The organism is Streptomyces sp. 11-1-2, assembly GCF_003595545.1.
Classification (GTDB): Bacteria; Actinomycetota; Actinomycetes; order Streptomycetales; family Streptomycetaceae; genus Streptomyces; species Streptomyces hygroscopicus_B.
The window spans coordinates 11,091,046-11,109,915 of the sequence record NZ_CP022545.1 but is presented as its reverse complement, the minus strand read 5'-3'; the positions used below and the strand labels follow the sequence as shown (position 1 = coordinate 11,109,915).

The following is an 18,870-nucleotide window of genomic DNA, read 5'->3' as shown; positions in this document are numbered from 1 at the left end:
TGAGGCTAGCCTAGCCTTACTTTTGCATTCCTTTGCGGGACCTGATCGAGCTGGACGTGGGTGCGGCCGATCGGCACGATGAGCGGCCGGTCGCCCACCGGGTCGTCAATCACCATGGCCCGCAGCCCGAATGCCTCGTCCAGCAACTCGGCGGTGATCACATCACGCGGATGCCCCTGCGCCAGGATCGATGCCGACCGCATCACAATGAGGTTGTCGCTGTACCGCGTGGCCAGATTGAGGTCGTGCAGCACCATCACCACCGTGCGGCCCGACTCGTGCAGGTCGTCCACGAGGTCGAGCACATCGATCGCGTGCGCCAGGTCCAGATAGGTGGTCGGCTCGTCGAGGAGCAGCAGATCGGTGCCCTGGGCCAGGGTCATCGAGATCCAGACGCGCTGACGCTGCCCGCCGGACAGCGAGTCGACCGGGCGGTCGGCCAGCTCCGACACCCCGGTCATGGCCAGCGCGCGCTCCACGACACCGGCGTCGTCCGACGACCACTGCCGCAGCCAACTCTGGTGCGGATGGCGCCCCTTGGCGACCAGGTCGGCCACCGTCACCCCCTCCGGCGCCACCGGCGCCTGGGGCAGCAGGCCCAGCTTCTTCGCCACGTCCCTGGTCCTGAGCCCCGCGATGTCCTCGCCGTCCAGCACCACGGCCCCCTTGGCCGGCTTGAGCAGCCGCGTCAGGGTGCGCAACAGGGTCGACTTGCCGCAGCCGTTGGGACCGATGATCGTGGTGATCACGCCCGGCGGGATCGTCACATCCAGGTCCTCGATGACGGCCCGATGGCCGTACCCGACCGAGACGCCTCTGGCCGCCAGCCGCGGGTTGCCCTGGGCCCCGGACTCGATCTCGGTGATGCGCTCGGCGCTCACAAGTCCCCCTGTATTGAGGTCTGTCTGAACTTCATTGCCATCTATCTGAGATTCGCCCGCACCAGCAGATAGACGAGGAAGGGGCCGCCGATCGCGGCGGTGACCACGCCCACCGGGAGAGTGATCGGCAGCGCCGTGCGCGCGACCAGGTCCGCACCGATCAGCAGCAACGCTCCCACCATGCCGGAGGCCACCATCGGCGGCGTAGGACACCTCGCCAGACGCATCGCCACCTGCGGTGCCACCAGCGCGACGAACGGGACCGGGCCCGCCGCGCTCACCCCCACCGCGGCCAGCAGGACCGCGCACAGCAACAGGACCGCCCGCACCATCGCGTACCGGACGCCCAGGCCCGCGGCGACCTCGTCGCCCAAGTGCATCGGCTTGAACTGGAACGCCACACAGAACACGACGGCCAGAAGGACGAGCGTGCACCACAGCGCCACCCGGACCTCGCTCCACGAGCGGTTGTCCAGCGAGCCGACCAGCCATGCCTGGGCCCGGGCCACATCCTTGATGTCGGCCGTGACCAGCAGCCATGTCGTGATCGCCTCCATCATGGCGCTCACCGAGATGCCGATGAGGATGAGCCGGAAGCCGTCGACCCCGCGCCGCCACGCCAGGAAGTACACCAGCAGTCCCGTGCCGAGACCGCCCGCGAGCGCCGCCGCGGACAGCCCCACGGCGCTCTCGACCGCCGCGGCGGTCCCGCCCGACACCGTCACCAGGAACACCGAAACCGCGCCGGCGCCCCCGGTGATCCCCAGGATGTCCGGGCTGGCCAGTGGATTGCGGGCGATGGACTGCGTCAGCGCACCGGAGACCCCCAGCGCGATCCCCACGATGAGCCCGGCCAGGGCGCGCGGCATCCGCAAGTCCATGATCACGAACTCGTCGACCCGCTCTCCGCCACCGAGGATCGTGGCGATGACCCGGGACAGGCCGATGGGGAAGTCCCCTACGCCGATGGACAGGCAGAACACCAGGAAGGTGGCCGCCGTCAGCAGCAGCGTGACGCAGGCGAGCCAGGGCCGCCATACGAACGACACCTGGCCGAGCCGCACACCCGGCGCCACCGATGGTTTCACGTCCGTCCCGCTCATGCGCTCCTGAACTTTCCGAGCCACACCAGGGCCGCGAAGAACGGGGCGCCCAGGAGAGCTACGACAACTCCCGCGTCCAACTCGCCCGGCCGCACCACCAGGCGTCCCACGATGTCGCAGAGCAGGAGGACGACAGCACCGAGCAGACCCGCGTACGGCACCAGCCAGCGGTAGTCCGGCCCGGTCAGATACCGCGCCACATGGGCCACCATGAGCCCGAGAAACGCGATGGGTCCACACGCCGCCGTCGCCGCGCCCGCCAGCAGGGTGATGGCGGCGATGCCGATGGTCCGGCTCAGCGCGATGTTCACGCCCAGCCCCCGCGCCACATCGTCACCCAGGTTGAGCAGGTTGAGGGCGGGCAGCGTGGTCAGCGCCAACACCAGCCCGACCGCGATGAACAGGGCCACCGGCCAGATGACGTCGAATCCGACACCGGCCACGGAGCCCGCGTTCCAGAACCGCAGCGCGTTCAGCGACGCCTGGTCCGAGAGCGCGACCGCCGTGGTCATCGCCGCCAGGAACACCGTGATTCCCTGCCCGGCCAGTGCGAGCGTCAACGGATTGCCAGCCCCTCGTCCGATGCTCGCCAGTCCGAACACCACGACGCCGGCGACCGCCGCCCCCAGGAAGGCGAACCAGACGTACTGGAACGGGTCGGCGAACCCGAACACGGCGATCACCGACACCACGGTGAACGAGGCGCCGGAATTCACCCCCAGCAGGCCCGTGTCGGCGATCGGATTACGCGTGTACCCCTGGATCAGCGCGCCACCGACCCCCAGGGCGATGCCCGCCACGATCGCGAGCACCGTCCGGGGCATCCGCACGGTCCGCACGATGAGCCTGATCTCGGTGAGCCGCTGATCGGAGTCCGGCGCCGCGAACAACCCGTGCCACACCTCGGCGGGGCTCAGCGCGCGCGCACCGACGGCCAGCGACACCGCCGCCGCGATCACGAGGACCGCCACGAGCGTGCCCAGGCCCACAACCCGGCGCCGACGGGCCTTCGTTGAGCCCCTGGCCAAGGGGCGCTCCATCGCAGTCGTGCCCATGTCTCAGTACGTCATCCCCCTAGCGAGCGGTGCTGCCGACTCCGTCGGCGACCGGCCGGGCCCCGTCGGAAGCGGATGGGACACCCCGGTCGAGGAGCGAGTCCAGGATCTCGCCGACCCGGGTCGCGGTGTTGGACAGCAGGGAGGAGGTGATGCCGTGGGTATGCTCCGTACCACCCTGCAGATAGATGCCGCAGCGCAGCCCGGGAGCCGTCGCGATGCGGTAGTCGCGCTCGACGCGGATGCGGCCCTCGTCGTCGCGGAGGCAGCTCTCGGCCACTTCGCCGAGGAGGCCGAGGGGGTCGGCGGGGCTGTAGCCGGTGGCGAAGACCACCACGTCCGCGTCCAGGAGCGTCTCCTCGCCGGTGACGAGGGAGGTCACGGTGGCACGGACCCGTGTCTCCGTCTCCTTGACGTCGGCGAGCCGGGACACGTTGAGGAAGCGCAGCCGCTCCACGCCGAGGACCTTCTCCTGGTACATCTGCCGGTAGAGGTCGTCGATCAGGTCGATGTCCACCACGGAGTAGTTGGTGTTCCCGTGGTAGCCCATCAGCCGGCGCTTCACGTCCTCGGGCGCGGCGAAGTACTCGTCGACCGCCGCGGGGTCGAAGATCCGGTTGGCGAAACCGCTGTCGTCCGCGGGGCTGTAGCCGTAGCGGGAGAAGACCGCGCAGACCTCGGCCGCCGGGAAGCGGCGGTGCAGGTAGGCGACGTTCTCGGCGGCACTCTGCCCGGCGCCCACGACGATGAAACGGGACGGCGAGGTGCCTTCCAGGCCGTCGGCCTTCGCCAGCAGTTCAGAGGTGTGCCAGACGCGGTCACCGCGTTCCACACCCTCGGGCATGAGGGGACGCAGCCCGGTACCGATGACAAGGTTGCGGGCCCGGTGGACCGCGAGCCCCTCCGCCGAGCGGACCGTCACATCCACGTACTCCACGGCCCCGTCGCGGACCACCGGCGCGACGCCGACGACCTCATGGCCGTAGGAGACCATGTCCCCGACCATGGCCGCGGCCCACTCGAGGTAGTCGTGGAACTCCACTCGCAGCGGGAAGAGGTTCTTGTGGTTGATGAAGTCGATCAGCCGCCCCTTGCTCTTCAGATAGCAGAGGAAGCTGAACTCACTGGCCGGGTTCCGCAGCGTCACGAGGTCTTTGAGGAAGGACACCTGCATGGTCGCGTCGTCGATCAGCATGCCTCGGTGCCAGCCGAAGCGCGGCTGCTGCTCGAAGAAGTGAGCGCTGAGCCCCTCTCCCCCGGCGGCGCGTGCGTTGTGCTCGCTGAGTGCGATCGCCATGGCCACATTGGACGGCCCGAAGCCGATGCCAATGAGGTCGTGGACCACTGATGCGTCACCAGGAAGAACCTGTGACATGTCACTCCCATCGTGCGGGGCAATCGCCTGTCAGGCGTGGGGAAGTCGCGGTGGGCACGCCGACGAAACGGCATGTCCACTGAAACTTAGGTGAGCCTAAGCTAAACCCGCAAGCCTGTCGATAGGGCGGATCGGGCAACACACTCGCCAACTACCCCACCGAATACGCCCGTTGCGGGCTAAGGTAAGCCTTGCTTTACTTGCTCCCGGTCATCCCCTGCTTCGAGGAGGAACCCCATGCGGGTCGTCATGTTCGGTTACCAGACCTGGGGGCACCGCACCCTGCAAGCCCTCCTGGACTCCGAGCACGACGTGGTACTCGTCGTTACGCACCCCAAGAGCGAGCACGCGTACGAGAAGATCTGGAGCGACTCCGTCGCCGACCTCGCCGAAGAGCACGGCGTCCCGGTGCTGATCCGCAACCGCCCTGACGACGACGAGTTGTTCGAGCGCCTCAAGGAAGCCGACCCGGACATCATCGTGGCGAACAACTGGCGGACATGGATCCCCCCGCGCATCTTCGGCCTGCCCCGCCACGGCACGCTGAACATCCACGATGCGCTGCTGCCGAAGTACGCCGGCTTCTCCCCGCTGATCTGGGCCCTGATCAACGGGGAGTCCGAAGTGGGCGTCACCGCGCACATGATGAACGACGAACTCGACGCGGGCGACATCGTCCGGCAGGAGGCGGTTCCGGTCGGACCGACCGACACCGCCACCGACCTCTTCCACAAGACCGTCGACCTCATCGCCCCGGTCACCATCGGAGCGCTCGCCCTCATCGCCTCCGGGCAGACGGAGTTCACCAAGCAGGACCGGTCCCAGGCGAGCTTCTTCCACAAGCGGTCCGCCGAGGACATCCGCATCGACTGGAGCTGGCCGGCGGAGGACCTCGAACGCCTGGTCCGCGCCCAGTCCGAGCCGTACCCCAGCGCCTACGCCTTCCATAAGGGCAAGCGCCTCGAGATCCTGGCCGCGGTCGTGTCCCAGGGCCGGTACGGCGGCACTCCCGGCCGCATCTTCTACCGCGAGGGCGACGGCGTGGTGATCGTCGCCGGAGCCGACGCCCGCACCGGCCGCAACCACGGCCTGGCCATCACGCGCGTACGGACCGAGGACGGCCACGAGATGGCCGCCACGGAGTACTTCACCTCCATGGGCGGCTACCTGACGAGCCGCCCCTGACGCGGGAACCACCCACCGCAACTCCCGTGGGTCGAGAACATTGCCACCGTGCGGACCCGGAGGTCCGTGCGGTGGCCATCGTCTTCGGCCCGGCGGTCAGAGGCTGGTGAGCAGGCCGTCGAGCGGGGTGGGTATGCGGTCGGGGTCGAGGGCCTCGGCGAGGACGCGGCCGTAGTGGATCTTGCGCCCCTTCTTCGTGCTGAGGAAGCGCCGCAACTGCTGCTGTGCGGCCCGGCCCCGTTGTGCGGGCTGGCGCAGGAAGGTCTGCAGGGCGCGCAGGTCGCCCTCCGCCCGGACGAGCTCCTCCACCCGGCTCACGCCCAGCGCGCGGATGAGCTCGTCCTCCAGATCCACCGCGCAGACGAAGAACCTTTGCCGTGTTGCATGGGGCTGTGCTGCGTTGGGCTGTACCGCGCCGGCCCGCTCCAAGCCGCGGGCGTAGTAGCCACGCTCCGCCTCGTCGCACAGTCCCGTGAGGCGAAGGCCCAGACCGGATGGCCCGAGGATGCGGGCGAAGCGCCCGACACTCATCGCACCGCCCATCGACAGGACGCAGACTCCTTCGGCCGCCAGGTTCCGGCCACGGCTCGCGGCCAGTGCGCTGACCGCCGCGACATCGCTCGGCCCTTCGAGCAGGACGGCCGCCCGGACGGGCAGCCGCCCGGCCAGCTCACGCGCGCGGTCGCCGGGCCCACCGGCCGCCCACGCGATAACCGCTTCCCGGAACGCCCCCATGTCAGCCATGAGAGGAGTCTCCGCCCTTCCCGGCCACCACGGTAGGGAATTTCCGTCGGCGCGTCGCTCGCCGGTGAACGGTCGGGCCCGACGGTGCGACGAATGGAGCCGCCCGCTCAGGCCGGACCGGCTGTGCTGCCGCGTACGACGAGACGGGGCGGGAGAACGACCTCGCGGGGTTCGGTGCGGCCCTGGTCGAGGCGTTCGACGGCCGCGGCCACCGACTGCCGTGCCTGCTCCGGCGCGTTCTGGCTGACCGTGGTCAGGTCGAAGCAACTGAGCCGGGAGAGGGTGTCGTCGTCGTAACCGGCCACCGACACCTCGCCCGGGACGGCGATGCCGGCGCGGGAGAGCGCGGCCAGAACACCGATGGCGCACTGGTCGTTGAAGGCCACGACCGCGGTGGGCAGTTCGCCGCTGTCGAGGAGGTGGCGAGCGGCGCGCTCGCCGGCCGCTTCGGTGTTGTCGCCGTGCAGGATCCGGATGTGCGCGCCGAGGCCGTGGCGGCGCATGGCCGTGCGGTAGCCGCGGCGCCGGTCGGTGGCGATGACGCCCTTGCCCCCGTCGACGTAGACGATCTCGCGGTGGCCGAGGCCGACCAGATGGCCGACGGTCTGGCTCACACCGTCGTCGTCGGCGGTACGGACGACATCCAGCTCGGCGTCGGCGATCCGGCGGCCGACGGCGATCACGGGGGCCTTGCGGTCGAGGGCGGCAAGCGTGTCGGCGGGGGCGGTCGGGCCGAGCAGGATCAATGCCTCACTGCGGAAGGCCAGCAGGGTTTCGACGGCGGTGTGCTCGTCGCGGGTGCGGGTCTGAGTACTGAGGACGAGGTCATAGCCGACCTCCTCGGCGGCCGTGTGCAGGTGCTCGACCAGTTCGGCGTGGAAGGGGCTGTGGATGTCGACCATCACGCCGAGCAGCCGGGTGCGCCTGCTGGCCAGCAGGCTGGCGGTGCGGTCCGCCTGGTAGCCGAGGTCGGCGGCGGCCTTCAGGACACGCTGCCGCGTGCGTTCACTGGGGCCGGGCACGCCACGCAGGACCAGGGACACCGACGCCGTGGACAGCCCCACCCGGGCGGCCACGTCCTCCAGCCGGGGGCGCTTGTCCGTGCCACTCCGGTGGCGCTCGGAACCGACGTCACCCACTGATACCTCCCGCGGCCATCTCCTCGCGCAGCACCCTTGGCACCCCCCGGAAACGCGCCGATAGTACCAGGGACTTAAAGCGCTTTAAAGCCGCGTCTTAAACCTCTCGCTGTTCCACGAACTCCACTCCGAGGCGCGTACTCCCTCACGGCTGTACGGACGCCACTGGTCACGGAGACAGGCCACACCGGATCCACCCTGTTCCCCCTCCCACCCGCATACGAGGTGCACGAGCCATGAACCGGACATCGACATCCCGCCCCCGCCCCCGCAGAGTCGCCCCCGCCGTGGCCCTGACCGCCGCGGCCGCGCTCACCCTCGCGAGCTGCTCCAGCTCCGGCGGCAAGAAGGCCCAGGAAGCCGCGAACAACGCCTCCGCGGGCAAGGCCGACACCCCCCGTATGACGATCGCGCTGATCACCCACGCACCCTCCGGCGACACCTTCTGGGACACCGTCCGCAAGGGCGCCCAGACCGCCGCGGCCAAGGACAACGTCAAGCTCATCTACGCGAGCGACGAGAACGCCGGCGACCAGGCCGGCCTCGCGCAGAACGCCATCAACCAGAAGGTCGACGGCATCGCGGTCACCCTCGCGAAGCCGGACGCGCTGAAGGCCGTGATCACCAAGGCCGAGAAGGCCGGCATCCCCGTCGTCGGCCTCAACGCGGGCCTGTCCGCCTGGAAGAAGCAGGGTCTGCTGTCATTCTTCGGCCAGGACGAGTCCGTCTCCGGCCAGGCGCTCGGCACCAGGCTCAACGGCACCGGCGCCGAGCATGCCCTCTGCGTGATCCAGACACAGGGCGACGTCAACCTCGAAGAGCGCTGTGCCGGGGTGAAGAAGACCTTCAAGGGCAGGACGAGCATCCTCTACGTCAACGGCACCGACATGCCGTCGGTGAAGTCCACGATGTCCGCCAAGCTCAAGCAGGACAGTTCCATCGACGAGGTGGTCACCCTCAGCGCACCCATCGGACTGACCGCCGCGCAGGCGCTCTCCGAGTCGGGCAGCAAGGCGAAGGTCGCCACGTTCGACCTCAACAAGGAACTGGTCTCCGGTATCAAGGACGGCAGCATCCAGTTCGCCGTCGACCAGCAGCCCTACCTCCAGGGCTACCTCGCCATCGACGCCCTGTGGCTGTACAAGAACAACGGCAACTACAGCGGCGGCGGTGTGGAACCCGTGCTGACCGGACCGGCGTTCGTCGACAAGGGCAACATCGACAAGATCGCCGAGTTCGCCACGAAGGGGACCCTGTGATGGTCAGGGCCCAGTCCACGGCACGGGCGGCGAATCCCTCGTGGCCGTCGCGGAAACATCCGCGTCATCGCGTAGCGACAACCTATTGACATGACATTTGAGCCCGGGCATCGTACTGCGCAAGCTGCTCTTAAAGCGCTTTAAGAAGCCGTCCCCGGACGTCCCCGGAGTCCATCCCTCACCGTGAAAGGGGGCACCTCCATGCCCACCCACCCCAGCTCCGGCAAGCCCATCTCCGTGGCGGTGATCGGCGCCGGAATGGCCGGCCGCACCCACGCCGCCGGCTACCGCAACGTGAACACCGTCTACGGCGCCGGGCTGCCGCCGGTCCGCCTGGCCGCGATCGCCGACGCCAACATCGAGCTCGGTGAGGACGCCGCCCGCCGCTACGGCTACGAGACGGCGCTTCCGAGCTGGGAGGCCGTCGTCGAGGACCCCTCGATCGACGCCGTCAGCATCGTCGTCGGCAACGACCTGCACCGGCCGATCGCGGAGGCGCTCATCGCCGCGGGCAAACACGTGCTGTGCGAGAAGCCGCTGGCCGGCTCGCTCGCGGACGCCCGTGCGATGGCCGAGGTCGAGCGCACCGCCGAGGTCGTCACCGCCGTCGGATACACCTTCCGGCGCTCCCCCGCCATCGCCGCGATCCGTGACCATGTCCGGGGTGGCGAGCTGGGCGACCTCAGCCTGTTCAGCGGCCGGTACTGGTGCGACTATGCGACCGACCCGAACGGGCCGCTGAGCTGGCGGTTCAAGGGCGGCCCCGGCTCCGGCGCGCTCGGGGACGTCGGCGCGCATGTCATCGATGTCGCCGAGTACGTCGCCGGACCCATCGCCTCGGTCTCGGGCGCCTCGCTGTCGACGCAGATCCCCAAGCGGCCCCTGCCGCTGGGCGCGGTCGTCGGCCACAACGCCGCGCCCGTCTCGGACGAGGTGGGCGAGGTCGAGAACGAGGACACGGCGTCCTTCACCGCACGCTTCGAGTCCGGTCTCGTGGGCACCTTCTCGCTGTCGCGCACCGCCTTCGGCCTGCCCAACGGGCTCTCCTTCGACGTCGTGGGGCTGGGCGGCCGGGCCGCGTTCGACCAGCACCGGCCGGCCGAGTACCTCTTCGACGACGCGCAGCCGGAGGCTCGCACACGCGGCGCACGCCACATCATCGCCGGTCCGCAACTGCCGTACTTCGCGGGCGGCTACCCGATGGAGGCGCCGGGCGTGGGCGGCGGCAACGCCGAGATGTTCACCTACCAGGCCCGGGCCTTCCTCGACCAGGTGGCGGGAGTGGCCGAACCACTGCCCGCATGCGCCACGTTCGCCGACGCGCTGCGAACCATGGAAATCATCCAGGCGGTCGTCGAATCCTCCCGCAACGGTGGCGCGGTCGCCACGGTTCCGCCCCACGCCTGACCCGCCACACCGAAGGAGAAAGCAATGGCCCTCAAGCTCGGCGCCTACACCGCCTGTCTGCACGACCGGCCCCTCACCGAGGCCCTCGATGTGCTGCGGTCCAACGGCCTGACCTCGGTGGAGGTCAACACCGGTGGCTTCATCCCCGCCCCGCACTGCCCAGTCGACCTGCTGTTGTCCTCGGCCACCGCGCGTGAGGAGTACCTGGCGACGTTCGCCGACCGTGGGATGGAGCTGACCGGGCTCAACTGCAACGGCAACCCGCTCAACCCGCTCCCGGGGGTCGGGCCCAAGCACGCCGACGACCTGCGCCGCACCATCCGGCTCGCGGGCCTGCTCGGTGTGAAACACGTCGTGACCATGTCCGGCACCCCCGGCTCCGACCCCGACGCCAGGTACCCCTCCTGGGTCGTGAACCCGTGGGACGGCGTCTACATGGACGTGCTGGACTACCAGTGGGGTGTGGCCGTCGAGTTCTGGACGGAGATCGACGCCCTGGCCCGCGAGAACGACGTCCGGGTCGCCATCGAGATGCACCCGCACAACGTGGCGTTCTCCCCCGTCACGCTCAAGCGGCTCATCGATGAGACGGGCGCCACGAACCTCGGCGCCGAGATGGACCCGTCGCATCTGATGTGGCAGGGCATGGACATCGTCGCCGCCATCAAGTGGCTGGGCCCGCTGGTGTTCCACGCCGCCGCCAAGGACGCCATGCTCTGCCCCGGCGCCGACATCCGCGGCGTACTGGACACGTCGTTCACCCGCGTACCGGCCGACGCTCCCGGCAAGGTGCCCACCGGCTACGGATTCTGGTGCAACACCTGGCCGGAGAGCCCCGCCTGGAAGTTCGTCGCGGTCGGCATCGGACACGACGTCGCCTACTGGACGGAGTTCCTGCGCGCCCTCGCCGAGGTCGATCCCGACATGGCCGTCAACATCGAGCACGAGGACGCCGCGTACTCCCAGACCGAGGGGCTCGCCCTGGCCGCCAAGAACCTGAACCAGGCCGCGGCCGACCTCTGACCGGCTCCCCACACCAATCGCGACGGAGGACAGCGGTGAAACTCGCCCTGGATCCACAGATGTTCTACGCGACGCACTCCGTGCTGGAGCTGCCCGATGTGGTCGCTCGCATGGGCTACTCCTGGATGGAGCTCTCACCCAAGGCCGATTTCGTTCCCTTCTTCGGCCACCCCCGCGCCGACGACGCCACGGTGGCCAAGCTGCGTAAACGCGCCGCCGACGCCGGAGTGGGCATCGCCTCGGTGCTGCCGGTGCTGCGCTGGTCCGGCCCCGGGGAGGAGGAACGGCGGGCCGCGGTCCGGGCCTGGAAGCGGGCCATCCAGATGACCGTCGATCTGGGGGTCGACACCATGAACTCCGAGTTCAACGGCCGCCCCGAGGCGGCGGAGTTCACCGAGAGCCAGTTCCTGCGCTCGATGGACGAGCTGATACCGGTCTTCGAGCGCGAGGGCCTGAAGCTGGTGCTCGAACCGCACCCCGACGACTTCATCGAGGACGGCCACGCCGCGGTGAACCTGGTGCGCGGGCTCAACCGGGACTGGATCTCGTTCCTCTACTGCACCCCGCACACGTTCCACCAGGGCAACGACGCCACCGGCATCATCACCCACGCCGGTGAGAAGGTCACCTATGTGCATCTGGCCGACACGCTCGACCACACCGCATCGAACGGGCTGCGCTACATCGTCAACCCGCCCGGATCGCCCGCGCGGGTGCACCAGCACGCCGAAATCGGCCGTGGCGAGGTCGACTTCGACGAGGTGTTCGCCGCGCTCGCCCCGGTCGGCTTCGACGGCGTGGTGTCCTCGTGTGTGTTCGGCTGGGAGGAGCGGGCCGCCGAGATCAGCGTCCGCCAGCGGGAGAAGGCCACCGCCCTGATCGAGAACTACTTCGGCGCCGGCACACTCGGCGGCAGCTGACCCCGGGACCCGCCGCTGACGTGCCCTGACGCCGACGGCGGGCGGGAGGCCGGATCCACCCACCGCCGAGAGGGCCGCCGTCCGGCCCTCTCGGCCCCCGCAATAGACGGCGTTTGCAATGAACCGCGTATGCAAGTATTTTTTCCCGGAGTCACGACCAGCGGGCGGCGCACTCTCCCACCGACAGGGAGAGCGCGTCACACACCTGAGAACGGAATGGTTGCAGCGATGACCCGGACACCCGAACAGACCTTCCACGACCACGGCCAAGCGCTCGGCTCAGGAGACTTGGACAAGATCAGCGCCAACTACGCGGAAGACGCGGTCTTCGTCACTCCCGCCGGCGTGCTGCGGGGACGCGAAGGGGTGAAGCAGGGCATCGGCGCCTTGCTCGGCGATCTCCCGGACGCCGCATGGGACTTGAAGCCCCAGTTCGCGGATGACGTGCTCTTTCTCGAATGGTCGGCCACCGCCGCCCAGGCGCGAGTGGAGGACGGAGTCGACACTTTCGTCTTCCGCGACGGCCTCATCCATGCCCAGACCGTGCGTTACACCCTGGTCACCGAAGACGGCTGAGCCACGGGGCGGGGGCGGCGCGGAGCGTGGTGCCGCGCCGCGATGGATGCGGTGAGTGGAGAGGTGAGCGGCTTCGCCGTGCGGCCGGTAGCGGTGTGACATGCGGCCATCCCCGGGGCCGATCAGGGCCCGACACCTGAGGGCAGGGATGAAGGCACGGATGCCGTTTGAAACTTCAAGAATACCGGGATACAGTACGACGGCTCCGCTCCCCCACCGCATTCGACATCCACGCCAAGAGGTGGTTGACATGCGCGCGTCGCATTTAGGTGAAGGTTGTACGGTCCTGATAGAGGATCAGGCGCTCGATGAATTCCTTGAGGTGGCCGTCGGTGAATACCGACGCATCACCTCCGAAACACCACTGCCGTGCTTCGCTCTCCTCGTAGGCTCGGCGGACCATGCGGCATTCACCGTCGAGCGCGTCGCGTTCGGCCGCAATGCCCGTACCACCGACCCGGCCGCGCGCCGTGAGTTCACCGAGTCGATCGTGCCGCTCTTCGGCCCGGCGTACGAGAACGAGACACGTGGCTGGTGGATCGACTCCCACGACCTGCTGAGGGCCTCGCGCGAGGCCGAGGCCGACGGTCTGGAGATCCTGGGGTCCGTGCACATGCACCCCGACTGGCATCACATAGGCCCGCCGGAGGAGCGGAAACGCATCCTCAGCGAGCACCCCACCCCGATGGATCAGCACGTCTTCGGCAACACCGGTTGGCCCGTCAACCTCATCTGCTACCTGGAACGTCGCGGCGATGTCATGTACCACGCCCTCGCCGCCTGGGCGCCGCCCCCGCCCGAGAACCCTCACCAGCCGTGCGTTGAACTGCCGCTGCGGATACGGACCAACGCCGTGGTGGGGGCATGAGGCCGGTGACCGCGACCGACGACGAGCGGATCCAGGGGCTCTGGGATGCCATGGCGCGCGGCTGGGCCGAGGGCGACGCCCACTCCTTCGCCGCCGTCTTCGCCGAAGACTGCGACTTCACCACAGTGCGCGGCGAGAAACCACCCGGCCGAGCTGGTATCGCCGCCGGTCACGACCAGCTCTTCCGCACCGTGTACCGCTCCACTCGTCTGGACGCGCGGGTTCAGTCCATCCGCTATCCGCGCCCGGATCTGGCCACGGTCAACGTCGAATCGACCGTGGTCGCCTCCGACGGCACCAGCCTCGCCCGCACCCATGCCCTGGCCGTCGTGGAACGGGACGCGACAGCGGGAGCCGACGGCGCCTGGCGGATCACCGCCTTCCACAACATGATTCCCGCCGCCCGACCGGCCGCCCCACCGGCCTCCGAGAACTGAAGGAATTGCCCATGTCTGACGCGTCCACCCCGGGCAGGCCAAAACTGCGGCATCTGGCCATCGTCGCCCGCGACCCCGAGAAACTGGCCGAGTTCTACAGCGAGATCTTCGGCATGGAGCTCTTCCACCGGGACCCCGATGGCAGCTGCTTCCTCTCCGACGGGTATCTGAGCCTCGCCCTGATCAAGCATCAACTCGACGGCGACGCCCCATTGGGCATGAACCACTTCGGATTCCACGTCGCCGACACATCCGAGATATCCGCCGCTCTGGTCGCCTCCGGCGCCGAGGAGCCCGCAGAGCGCTTCACCAACCGCCCCTTCGCCGAATATCGGGCCATGGATCCGGAGGGCAACTGGTTCGACCTCTCCGCGCACGGCTTCGGCGGTCCCCGCCCGGCCGCCGAAGCGGACGAGTAACGGGGCCCAGGGGCGCGGCTTCACCTTCTGCGTCCCCAACCGGCGTATGGGAAGCTCAGGGGCCGTTCCGCGCGGATGCGGGGCGGCCCTCCGGCATGAGGTTTCGCCTCACCGCTCAGGACACGGCCGGACGGGCGGGTCCCGCAGGACGGGGATGAGGTGGTCTCAGGCTTCGGGGAACATCCAGCGATGGAAGAGCGACTCGCGGAAACCGTCTGGATGGTGCGCCGAGTCCCAGCGCAGCGGCACCGCCGGACCGCTGTCACGGCGCAGTTCGCCGGTGAGCGCGTAGTGGGGTGTACGCCGTCGTCGCTCATCGTCGTGGTGAACTCGAACGCGAACCGGTCGCCCGGCCGCACCGGCAGGCCCTCCTCCGACAGCGCGGCGTAGACGGGGGTCCAATTGCTCCACTCGAACAGTGAGTCGATCGGCACGTCGTCCTCGGCCACCCACAGCCGCATGCCCAGCGCGAGCCCGGAGAAGCTGCCCGGCCGGGTGAACGTCAGCTCGGCGGTGTCGACGCCCTCCGGCCGCAGCTCGCCGTTGAACTCCAGCGGCTCCACCTCGACGGCGCCGGACAGATACGACCGCTCCCGCACCTCCGGGACGTCCTGCAACCCCGCGAGACAGACCCGCAGGTCGAAGGGGCGGCCCACCGCGGCGAATATCTCTTCCACGAAGCCGAAGGCGGCGGGCGGAAAGCCGGGCGGTTCGCCTCCTGTCGCGCTGCCCAGGTCCAGGGCGACGGCCGTGGTGGCGCTACGGTGCGGAACGAACATCCCACCGGGCTTCACCAAGCGCTCCCGCGCGTCCCGCAGCACCGGCCCCGTACCCTCCGAGCCGCCGAGCGTGCCGATGATCTCGGAGACACACACATATCGACGCGTTCGGGCAGCTCAACCTCGGTGGACAGCCCCTCGACCACCGTGATCCGGTCGGCGAAACCCGCCTGCTCGATGTTCTTCCGGGCAATCCGCCCGGACTTGGGGATGACCTCCACGGCCCATACATGCCGCGCTCCCGCACGGGCGGCGGCCAGCGCCCACACCGCGTCCTGCCCCGTGCCGATATCGAGCACCGTCCGGCCGGGAGCAAAGCGCCGGACAGCCCGGGTGTACCGGCTCATCCGACGCTCGTCCGCGAGCATCATGTCGTACACGAAGTCGCCGTAGACCGGGTACTCGCCGACCGAAGGGAACAGCCATATCGGTTGAGTCGGCTCGTCGACGCAGGCACGCACCGGCACCTTGTGACCGGGCGCGGCCAACTCTGCCACGTAGGAACGTTGCATCCTCAGTCCTTCGCCAGATCCGCGGCCGGAGCGCCGCGGCTGCTCCGAACGCTACGGATGTGGCGGCCCGAGATCGTCACCGCACGGTGGACATCTGCCGGTAGCTCGCACGGGGGACAGACCCTGATGTTTTCCCAGGTCATGACGGTCGATCCGAATCCCGGGGCCCTACAGGCCGAAGGCGCCGCCCTCGATCAGGATGAGCAGGCCGAGGGCGATCAGCACCAGCGGCAGCAGAACGTGGCCCCACCGGCTGAGCGCCTTGGCGATGACCGGGCGGCCGGCGAAGAACCGGCCGACGAGGCACCACACGCCGACCAGGGCGAGGAAGACGACCGCGTACACGCTCATCCCGCCCGCTCCGGCGGTGGCGAACACGGGGACGTAGACACCGATGTTGTCCCCGCCGTTGGCGAAGGTGACCGCGGCGACCTCCAGTGCTCTGGGCCCGCCGCCCTCCGCCGCGTGACCATCCTCGTCGTCGCCCTCGCCCCGCTGCTTCCATGCCTGCCAGGCCGCCTTGAGCCCGAGGGCGAGGGGCAGCAGGCCGAGGTAGGGGACGGCCGTCTCGGGCAGGAAGGTCGCGCCGAACGCGGCGGCGGCCGCGACGGCGAGGATGGCGGCGAAGCCCAGGTACTGGCCGAGCACGATCCGGCGGGCCGATCCGCGGTGGCGGGCGCCCTGGGCGAAGAACAGGGACAGGATCAGGATGTCGTCGACGTTGGTGACGGCGAACAGGCCGACCGCCTGCCCGACGATGCCCGGATTCACGGATGGATGACCTCTCGCTCGGCTGCCCGGCGACAGTATCCGGCACGCACCGCTCCCCGTATGCCGCAGGCCACTTCACCACGGCCCCGGGGCCCCAAGGACGCCAGGGCGGGCGCAGGGCGGCTAGCGGCTCTTGCCGCACAGGGCCGCGTCCACCGCCCCGTGGAGATGGCGCAGACTTTCGCCCTCAGCCGCCCACGTCGTGGTGTAGACGGTCACGGTGCCACGGCCGGACGTGGCCCGGCCGCCGGCCACTGAGTCGCCGGCAGATCGCCGCCGTGGCCCCAGTAGACGCCACCGCGGCTGAGCGGGATCGAGGCAATGCCGTAGCCGTAGCGGCTACCCGCCGGGTAGACATCGCGACCGCCGACGTCAGTGGTGTCCCGGGTCATCAGGCGCACCGCCCAGCCGGGCAGGAGCCGGCCTCCGGACGCGCCGGGCGCACGCCGTAATTGCGGGCGTGGGGCCCGCGTAGGGACAGCTCGGCGGGCGCGGGCCAGTAGGTGTCGTCCACAGCAGCAGTCCGGCCGCTGATCAGGCACGACATGACAAGGGCCCGGGCGCACGCCGAAGCCTGCCCACCGCTCGGGAGGAGAGCCGCATGCCCGTCAGGACCCCGGTTGCCGTAGGGCAGGCAGGCGACGCCGACCGTGAGGGGGCGGTACCCGAGCACACAGCGGCCGTGTCCCCCCGAGGCCGACTCCCCGGCCCGGAGCAGTCCGTAGACCAGGGACACCAGAGCGCCGGTGCCGAGTACCGCACCGAGTACGTCCAGGCGTACGGAGGAGGCCCTCTTCGGTGGCGCCCGCGACATGCCCCGCGATCGACGGCTGGTCCGGGGAGGACCCGCGAAATGACAACGACCAGGGGCCCGGCCATCACCGTCGCCACTTGGCCTGATCCCTGTGGCCCCCCTCTCATCGTGGCGGACACGATGGGCCTCAGTGACCGAGCGATGGAGAACGAGGGGGAAGGCACATGCACGAGAAGCGCTCGCCGAGGGCCTCATCGACTGCGGCGGATTCACGAGAGCTGATCACCATGGATCCCGGCGCCGCCGTGCGCGAGCACGTGCTGGGCTATCGGGGCTTCCGGTTCGGGGCACGTCAGCCCCGATGTCGGCTGTTGGTACCAGACGGTGTGGTGAAGGTGATGTTCGGGTTCGGTGAGCCGGTACGGATCGCCGACGCGGTGGACCCCCGTCAGTCCGTCACGGGGACCTCGATGATCAACGGGTTACGGGCCACTGCCACGCTGGGCGAGCACACCGGCCAGTTGACCGGCGTGACGGTCATGCTGACCCCGATCGGGGCCTTCCGCTTATTCGGCCTGCCGATGGCCGAGTTGGCGGAGCGCAACCTGGACCCGGCCGATCTCCTCGGTCAGGAGGCAGGCCGTCTCATCTGCCGCCTGGCCGAGTGCCGCGACTGGACATCGCGCTTCGCCCTGCTCGACGAGGTGTTCGCGGCCCGGCTCCTGACCGGGCGGGAATGCGCGCGTGAGGTGGTCTGGATGTGGCAAGGACTGCGGCGCACCGGTGGCCGGATGCGCGTGGGGGAACTGGCCGCCGAGACCGGATGGAGCCGCCGACGGCTGGAGCGGCGCTTTCGCGAGCAAGTGGGCCTGCCGCCCAAGCAGTTCGCCCAGGTGCTGCGACTGCAGGAGGCGCTGCGCCTGCAGGACGGCGGCCTGCCGTGGGCTGAGGCCGCGGCCCTCGCGGGCTACTACGACCAGGCCCACTTCACCCGGGCCTTCAAGGACCGGGTCGGCTGTACGCCGGGCCGGTTCGGAACGCGCCGGGCGTCCTCCACACCCGGCGACCCGCTGGACTTCCTGCCCGATCAGGTCACCAGCGTTCTGCTCGCCGAGTGAGAGTGTCGCATTCGTACAAGACATCCCCCTGCCGGACCGCAAGGGTGGCGGAGTCAACAGGCGCCATCTGTTGAAGCGACTGAACATCGCCCCGTGCCCAGTCCAGTCCACAGAACTGGGCCGGACCCGACAGTAAGGAGGGTGGACATGTACAGGACGCTCACCACGATGGGCAGCAGGCTGCTCGGCCTGTTCGTTCCTCAGGTGGAAGCCTCCGCCGTGCAGGTGAAGCAGTGCTGGCCGCAATGCTGGCAGTGCAACAAGCAGTACGGCGGTCAGTGCAGCTGCAACGCCCGGTGCTGCAAGAACTCGGCCGGAGGCTTCGACTGCACCGGTTGCGTGGGCTGCTGACATCAGGCAGGTCCGCGTCGACCGCCGTCTTCTCCGGAAGGACGTATGCGGCACACCGTTGAACGACAGCGGACAGGCGGCCCCCAAGTGGCCGACCGGGTACTCGGGGGCCGCCTTCACTCTCAGCCCGCACCCCTGCTTCGATGAAAGGGTCGCTGTGCAGTATCTGGTGATCGCAGTCCGGGCCATGATCG

Annotated in this window: 21 protein-coding genes and 1 pseudogene; 11 read left to right on the top strand and 11 right to left on the bottom strand. The window is 69.4% G+C overall.

Annotated elements, in window-relative coordinates:
* Positions 1-5: 5 nt before the first annotated feature.
* The 4 genes from CGL27_RS47295 to CGL27_RS47280 are packed head-to-tail and all read right to left on the bottom strand — an operon-like array spanning position 6 to position 4,414.
* Positions 6-881 carry an ABC transporter ATP-binding protein gene (locus CGL27_RS47295; RefSeq protein ID WP_119993890.1) on the bottom strand — a complete coding sequence of 292 codons (876 nt, stop codon included), beginning with the start codon at positions 879-881 and terminating at the stop codon, positions 6-8.
* Between the two features lie 41 nt (positions 882-922).
* Positions 923-1,984, bottom strand: coding sequence for an iron chelate uptake ABC transporter family permease subunit (locus CGL27_RS47290; RefSeq protein WP_119993889.1), 1,062 nt, complete (start codon positions 1,982-1,984; stop codon positions 923-925).
* On the bottom strand, positions 1,981-3,039 hold the full coding sequence (locus CGL27_RS47285) for an iron ABC transporter permease (RefSeq protein ID WP_119993888.1): 1,059 nt from the start codon (positions 3,037-3,039) through the stop codon (positions 1,981-1,983). The genes CGL27_RS47290 and CGL27_RS47285 overlap by 4 nt, the downstream gene beginning before the upstream one ends.
* A 19-nt stretch (positions 3,040-3,058) precedes the next feature.
* Positions 3,059-4,414, bottom strand: coding sequence for a lysine N(6)-hydroxylase/L-ornithine N(5)-oxygenase family protein (locus CGL27_RS47280; RefSeq protein WP_119993887.1), 1,356 nt, complete (start codon positions 4,412-4,414; stop codon positions 3,059-3,061).
* A 237-nt stretch (positions 4,415-4,651) separates the two neighbouring features.
* On the opposite strand from CGL27_RS47280, the gene CGL27_RS47275 reads away from it, so the two are divergent.
* Complete coding sequence (locus tag CGL27_RS47275; protein ID WP_078646328.1) at positions 4,652-5,599, top strand: methionyl-tRNA formyltransferase; 948 nt, start codon at positions 4,652-4,654, stop codon at positions 5,597-5,599.
* 96 nt (positions 5,600-5,695) lie between these two features.
* Here CGL27_RS47275 and CGL27_RS47270 read toward each other — a convergent pair whose 3' ends face one another.
* On the bottom strand, positions 5,696-6,343 hold the full coding sequence (locus CGL27_RS47270) for a TOPRIM nucleotidyl transferase/hydrolase domain-containing protein (protein ID WP_119993886.1): 648 nt from the start codon (positions 6,341-6,343) through the stop codon (positions 5,696-5,698).
* Positions 6,344-6,450: 107 nt separating this feature from the next.
* Positions 6,451-7,482 carry a LacI family DNA-binding transcriptional regulator gene (locus CGL27_RS47265; protein ID WP_119993885.1) on the bottom strand — a complete coding sequence of 344 codons (1,032 nt, stop codon included), beginning with the start codon at positions 7,480-7,482 and terminating at the stop codon, positions 6,451-6,453.
* 236 nt (positions 7,483-7,718) lie between these two features.
* Here CGL27_RS47265 and CGL27_RS47260 point away from each other — a divergent pair, with 236 nt between their 5' ends.
* The 8 genes from CGL27_RS47260 (at position 7,719) to CGL27_RS47225 (ending at position 14,391) form a co-directional block, all read left to right on the top strand.
* Positions 7,719-8,741: a sugar ABC transporter substrate-binding protein gene (locus CGL27_RS47260; protein WP_119993884.1), complete on the top strand. Its 1,023-nt coding sequence runs from the start codon at positions 7,719-7,721 to the stop codon at positions 8,739-8,741.
* A gap of 201 nt (positions 8,742-8,942) precedes the next feature.
* Positions 8,943-10,148, top strand: coding sequence for a Gfo/Idh/MocA family oxidoreductase (locus CGL27_RS47255; RefSeq protein ID WP_119993883.1), 1,206 nt, complete (start codon positions 8,943-8,945; stop codon positions 10,146-10,148).
* Positions 10,149-10,172: 24 nt separating this feature from the next.
* Positions 10,173-11,171: a sugar phosphate isomerase/epimerase gene (locus tag CGL27_RS47250; protein WP_119993882.1), complete on the top strand. Its 999-nt coding sequence runs from the start codon at positions 10,173-10,175 to the stop codon at positions 11,169-11,171.
* A gap of 35 nt (positions 11,172-11,206) precedes the next feature.
* A complete protein-coding gene (locus CGL27_RS47245) occupies positions 11,207-12,091 on the top strand; it encodes a sugar phosphate isomerase/epimerase family protein (RefSeq protein WP_119993881.1) in 885 nt (294 codons plus the stop codon).
* A gap of 228 nt (positions 12,092-12,319) precedes the next feature.
* A complete protein-coding gene (locus tag CGL27_RS47240) occupies positions 12,320-12,667 on the top strand; it encodes a nuclear transport factor 2 family protein (RefSeq protein ID WP_240450886.1) in 348 nt (115 codons plus the stop codon).
* Positions 12,668-12,989: 322 nt separating this feature from the next.
* Positions 12,990-13,535: a hypothetical protein gene (locus tag CGL27_RS47235; RefSeq protein ID WP_240450885.1), complete on the top strand. Its 546-nt coding sequence runs from the start codon at positions 12,990-12,992 to the stop codon at positions 13,533-13,535.
* Positions 13,532-13,972 (top strand): SgcJ/EcaC family oxidoreductase, encoded by a 441-nt coding sequence (locus CGL27_RS47230; RefSeq protein ID WP_119993878.1) that lies wholly within the window; start codon positions 13,532-13,534, stop codon positions 13,970-13,972. Before CGL27_RS47235 ends, CGL27_RS47230 begins: the two co-directional genes overlap by 4 nt.
* Before the next feature lie 11 nt (positions 13,973-13,983).
* A complete protein-coding gene (locus CGL27_RS47225) occupies positions 13,984-14,391 on the top strand; it encodes a VOC family protein (protein ID WP_119993877.1) in 408 nt (135 codons plus the stop codon).
* Between the two features lie 20 nt (positions 14,392-14,411).
* Here the strand turns inward: CGL27_RS47225 and CGL27_RS47220 are convergent, their stop codons facing one another.
* The 5 genes and pseudogenes from CGL27_RS47220 to CGL27_RS47200 all read right to left on the bottom strand — a co-directional run.
* Positions 14,412-15,170: a hypothetical protein gene (locus tag CGL27_RS47220; protein WP_162953223.1), complete on the bottom strand. Its 759-nt coding sequence runs from the start codon at positions 15,168-15,170 to the stop codon at positions 14,412-14,414.
* Between the two features lie 11 nt (positions 15,171-15,181).
* On the bottom strand, positions 15,182-15,682 hold the full coding sequence (locus CGL27_RS47215) for a 50S ribosomal protein L11 methyltransferase (protein ID WP_119993875.1): 501 nt from the start codon (positions 15,680-15,682) through the stop codon (positions 15,182-15,184).
* A gap of 168 nt (positions 15,683-15,850) precedes the next feature.
* On the bottom strand, positions 15,851-16,453 hold the full coding sequence (locus CGL27_RS47210) for a cadmium resistance transporter (RefSeq protein WP_078646316.1): 603 nt from the start codon (positions 16,451-16,453) through the stop codon (positions 15,851-15,853).
* 215 nt (positions 16,454-16,668) lie between these two features.
* Positions 16,669-16,845, bottom strand: a complete 177-nt coding sequence (locus CGL27_RS52765) for a hypothetical protein (protein ID WP_240450884.1) — start codon at positions 16,843-16,845, stop codon at positions 16,669-16,671.
* Between the two features lie 208 nt (positions 16,846-17,053).
* Positions 17,054-17,237, bottom strand: a pseudogene (locus CGL27_RS47200) (hypothetical protein); the annotation flags it as partial.
* 194 nt (positions 17,238-17,431) lie between these two features.
* On the opposite strand from CGL27_RS47200, the gene CGL27_RS47195 reads away from it, so the two are divergent.
* Together CGL27_RS47195 and CGL27_RS47190 are read left to right on the top strand one after the other, a co-directional pair.
* Positions 17,432-18,325, top strand: coding sequence for an AraC family transcriptional regulator (locus CGL27_RS47195; RefSeq protein ID WP_119993874.1), 894 nt, complete (start codon positions 17,432-17,434; stop codon positions 18,323-18,325).
* A gap of 147 nt (positions 18,326-18,472) precedes the next feature.
* A complete protein-coding gene (locus tag CGL27_RS47190) occupies positions 18,473-18,676 on the top strand; it encodes a hypothetical protein (RefSeq protein ID WP_078646314.1) in 204 nt (67 codons plus the stop codon).
* The last annotated feature ends 194 nt before the right edge of the window (positions 18,677-18,870 follow it).

Coding starts and splice junctions, on each gene's coding strand:
- CGL27_RS47220 (WP_162953223.1), bottom strand. CDS start 15,170: ATGTTCGTTCCGCACCGTAGCGCCACCACGGCCGTCGCCCTGGACCTG.
- CGL27_RS47280 (WP_119993887.1), bottom strand. CDS start 4,414: ATGTCACAGGTTCTTCCTGGTGACGCATCAGTGGTCCACGACCTCATT.
- CGL27_RS47285 (WP_119993888.1), bottom strand. CDS start 3,039: ATGGGCACGACTGCGATGGAGCGCCCCTTGGCCAGGGGCTCAACGAAG.
- CGL27_RS47240 (WP_240450886.1), top strand. CDS start 12,320: ATGACCCGGACACCCGAACAGACCTTCCACGACCACGGCCAAGCGCTC.
- CGL27_RS47275 (WP_078646328.1), top strand. CDS start 4,652: ATGCGGGTCGTCATGTTCGGTTACCAGACCTGGGGGCACCGCACCCTG.
- CGL27_RS47225 (WP_119993877.1), top strand. CDS start 13,984: ATGTCTGACGCGTCCACCCCGGGCAGGCCAAAACTGCGGCATCTGGCC.
- CGL27_RS47195 (WP_119993874.1), top strand. CDS start 17,432: ATGCACGAGAAGCGCTCGCCGAGGGCCTCATCGACTGCGGCGGATTCA.
- CGL27_RS52765 (WP_240450884.1), bottom strand. CDS start 16,845: ATGACCCGGGACACCACTGACGTCGGCGGTCGCGATGTCTACCCGGCG.
- CGL27_RS47230 (WP_119993878.1), top strand. CDS start 13,532: ATGAGGCCGGTGACCGCGACCGACGACGAGCGGATCCAGGGGCTCTGG.
- CGL27_RS47270 (WP_119993886.1), bottom strand. CDS start 6,343: ATGGCTGACATGGGGGCGTTCCGGGAAGCGGTTATCGCGTGGGCGGCC.
- CGL27_RS47250 (WP_119993882.1), top strand. CDS start 10,173: ATGGCCCTCAAGCTCGGCGCCTACACCGCCTGTCTGCACGACCGGCCC.
- CGL27_RS47190 (WP_078646314.1), top strand. CDS start 18,473: ATGTACAGGACGCTCACCACGATGGGCAGCAGGCTGCTCGGCCTGTTC.
- CGL27_RS47260 (WP_119993884.1), top strand. CDS start 7,719: ATGAACCGGACATCGACATCCCGCCCCCGCCCCCGCAGAGTCGCCCCC.
- CGL27_RS47255 (WP_119993883.1), top strand. CDS start 8,943: ATGCCCACCCACCCCAGCTCCGGCAAGCCCATCTCCGTGGCGGTGATC.
- CGL27_RS47215 (WP_119993875.1), bottom strand. CDS start 15,682: ATGCAACGTTCCTACGTGGCAGAGTTGGCCGCGCCCGGTCACAAGGTG.
- CGL27_RS47290 (WP_119993889.1), bottom strand. CDS start 1,984: ATGAGCGGGACGGACGTGAAACCATCGGTGGCGCCGGGTGTGCGGCTC.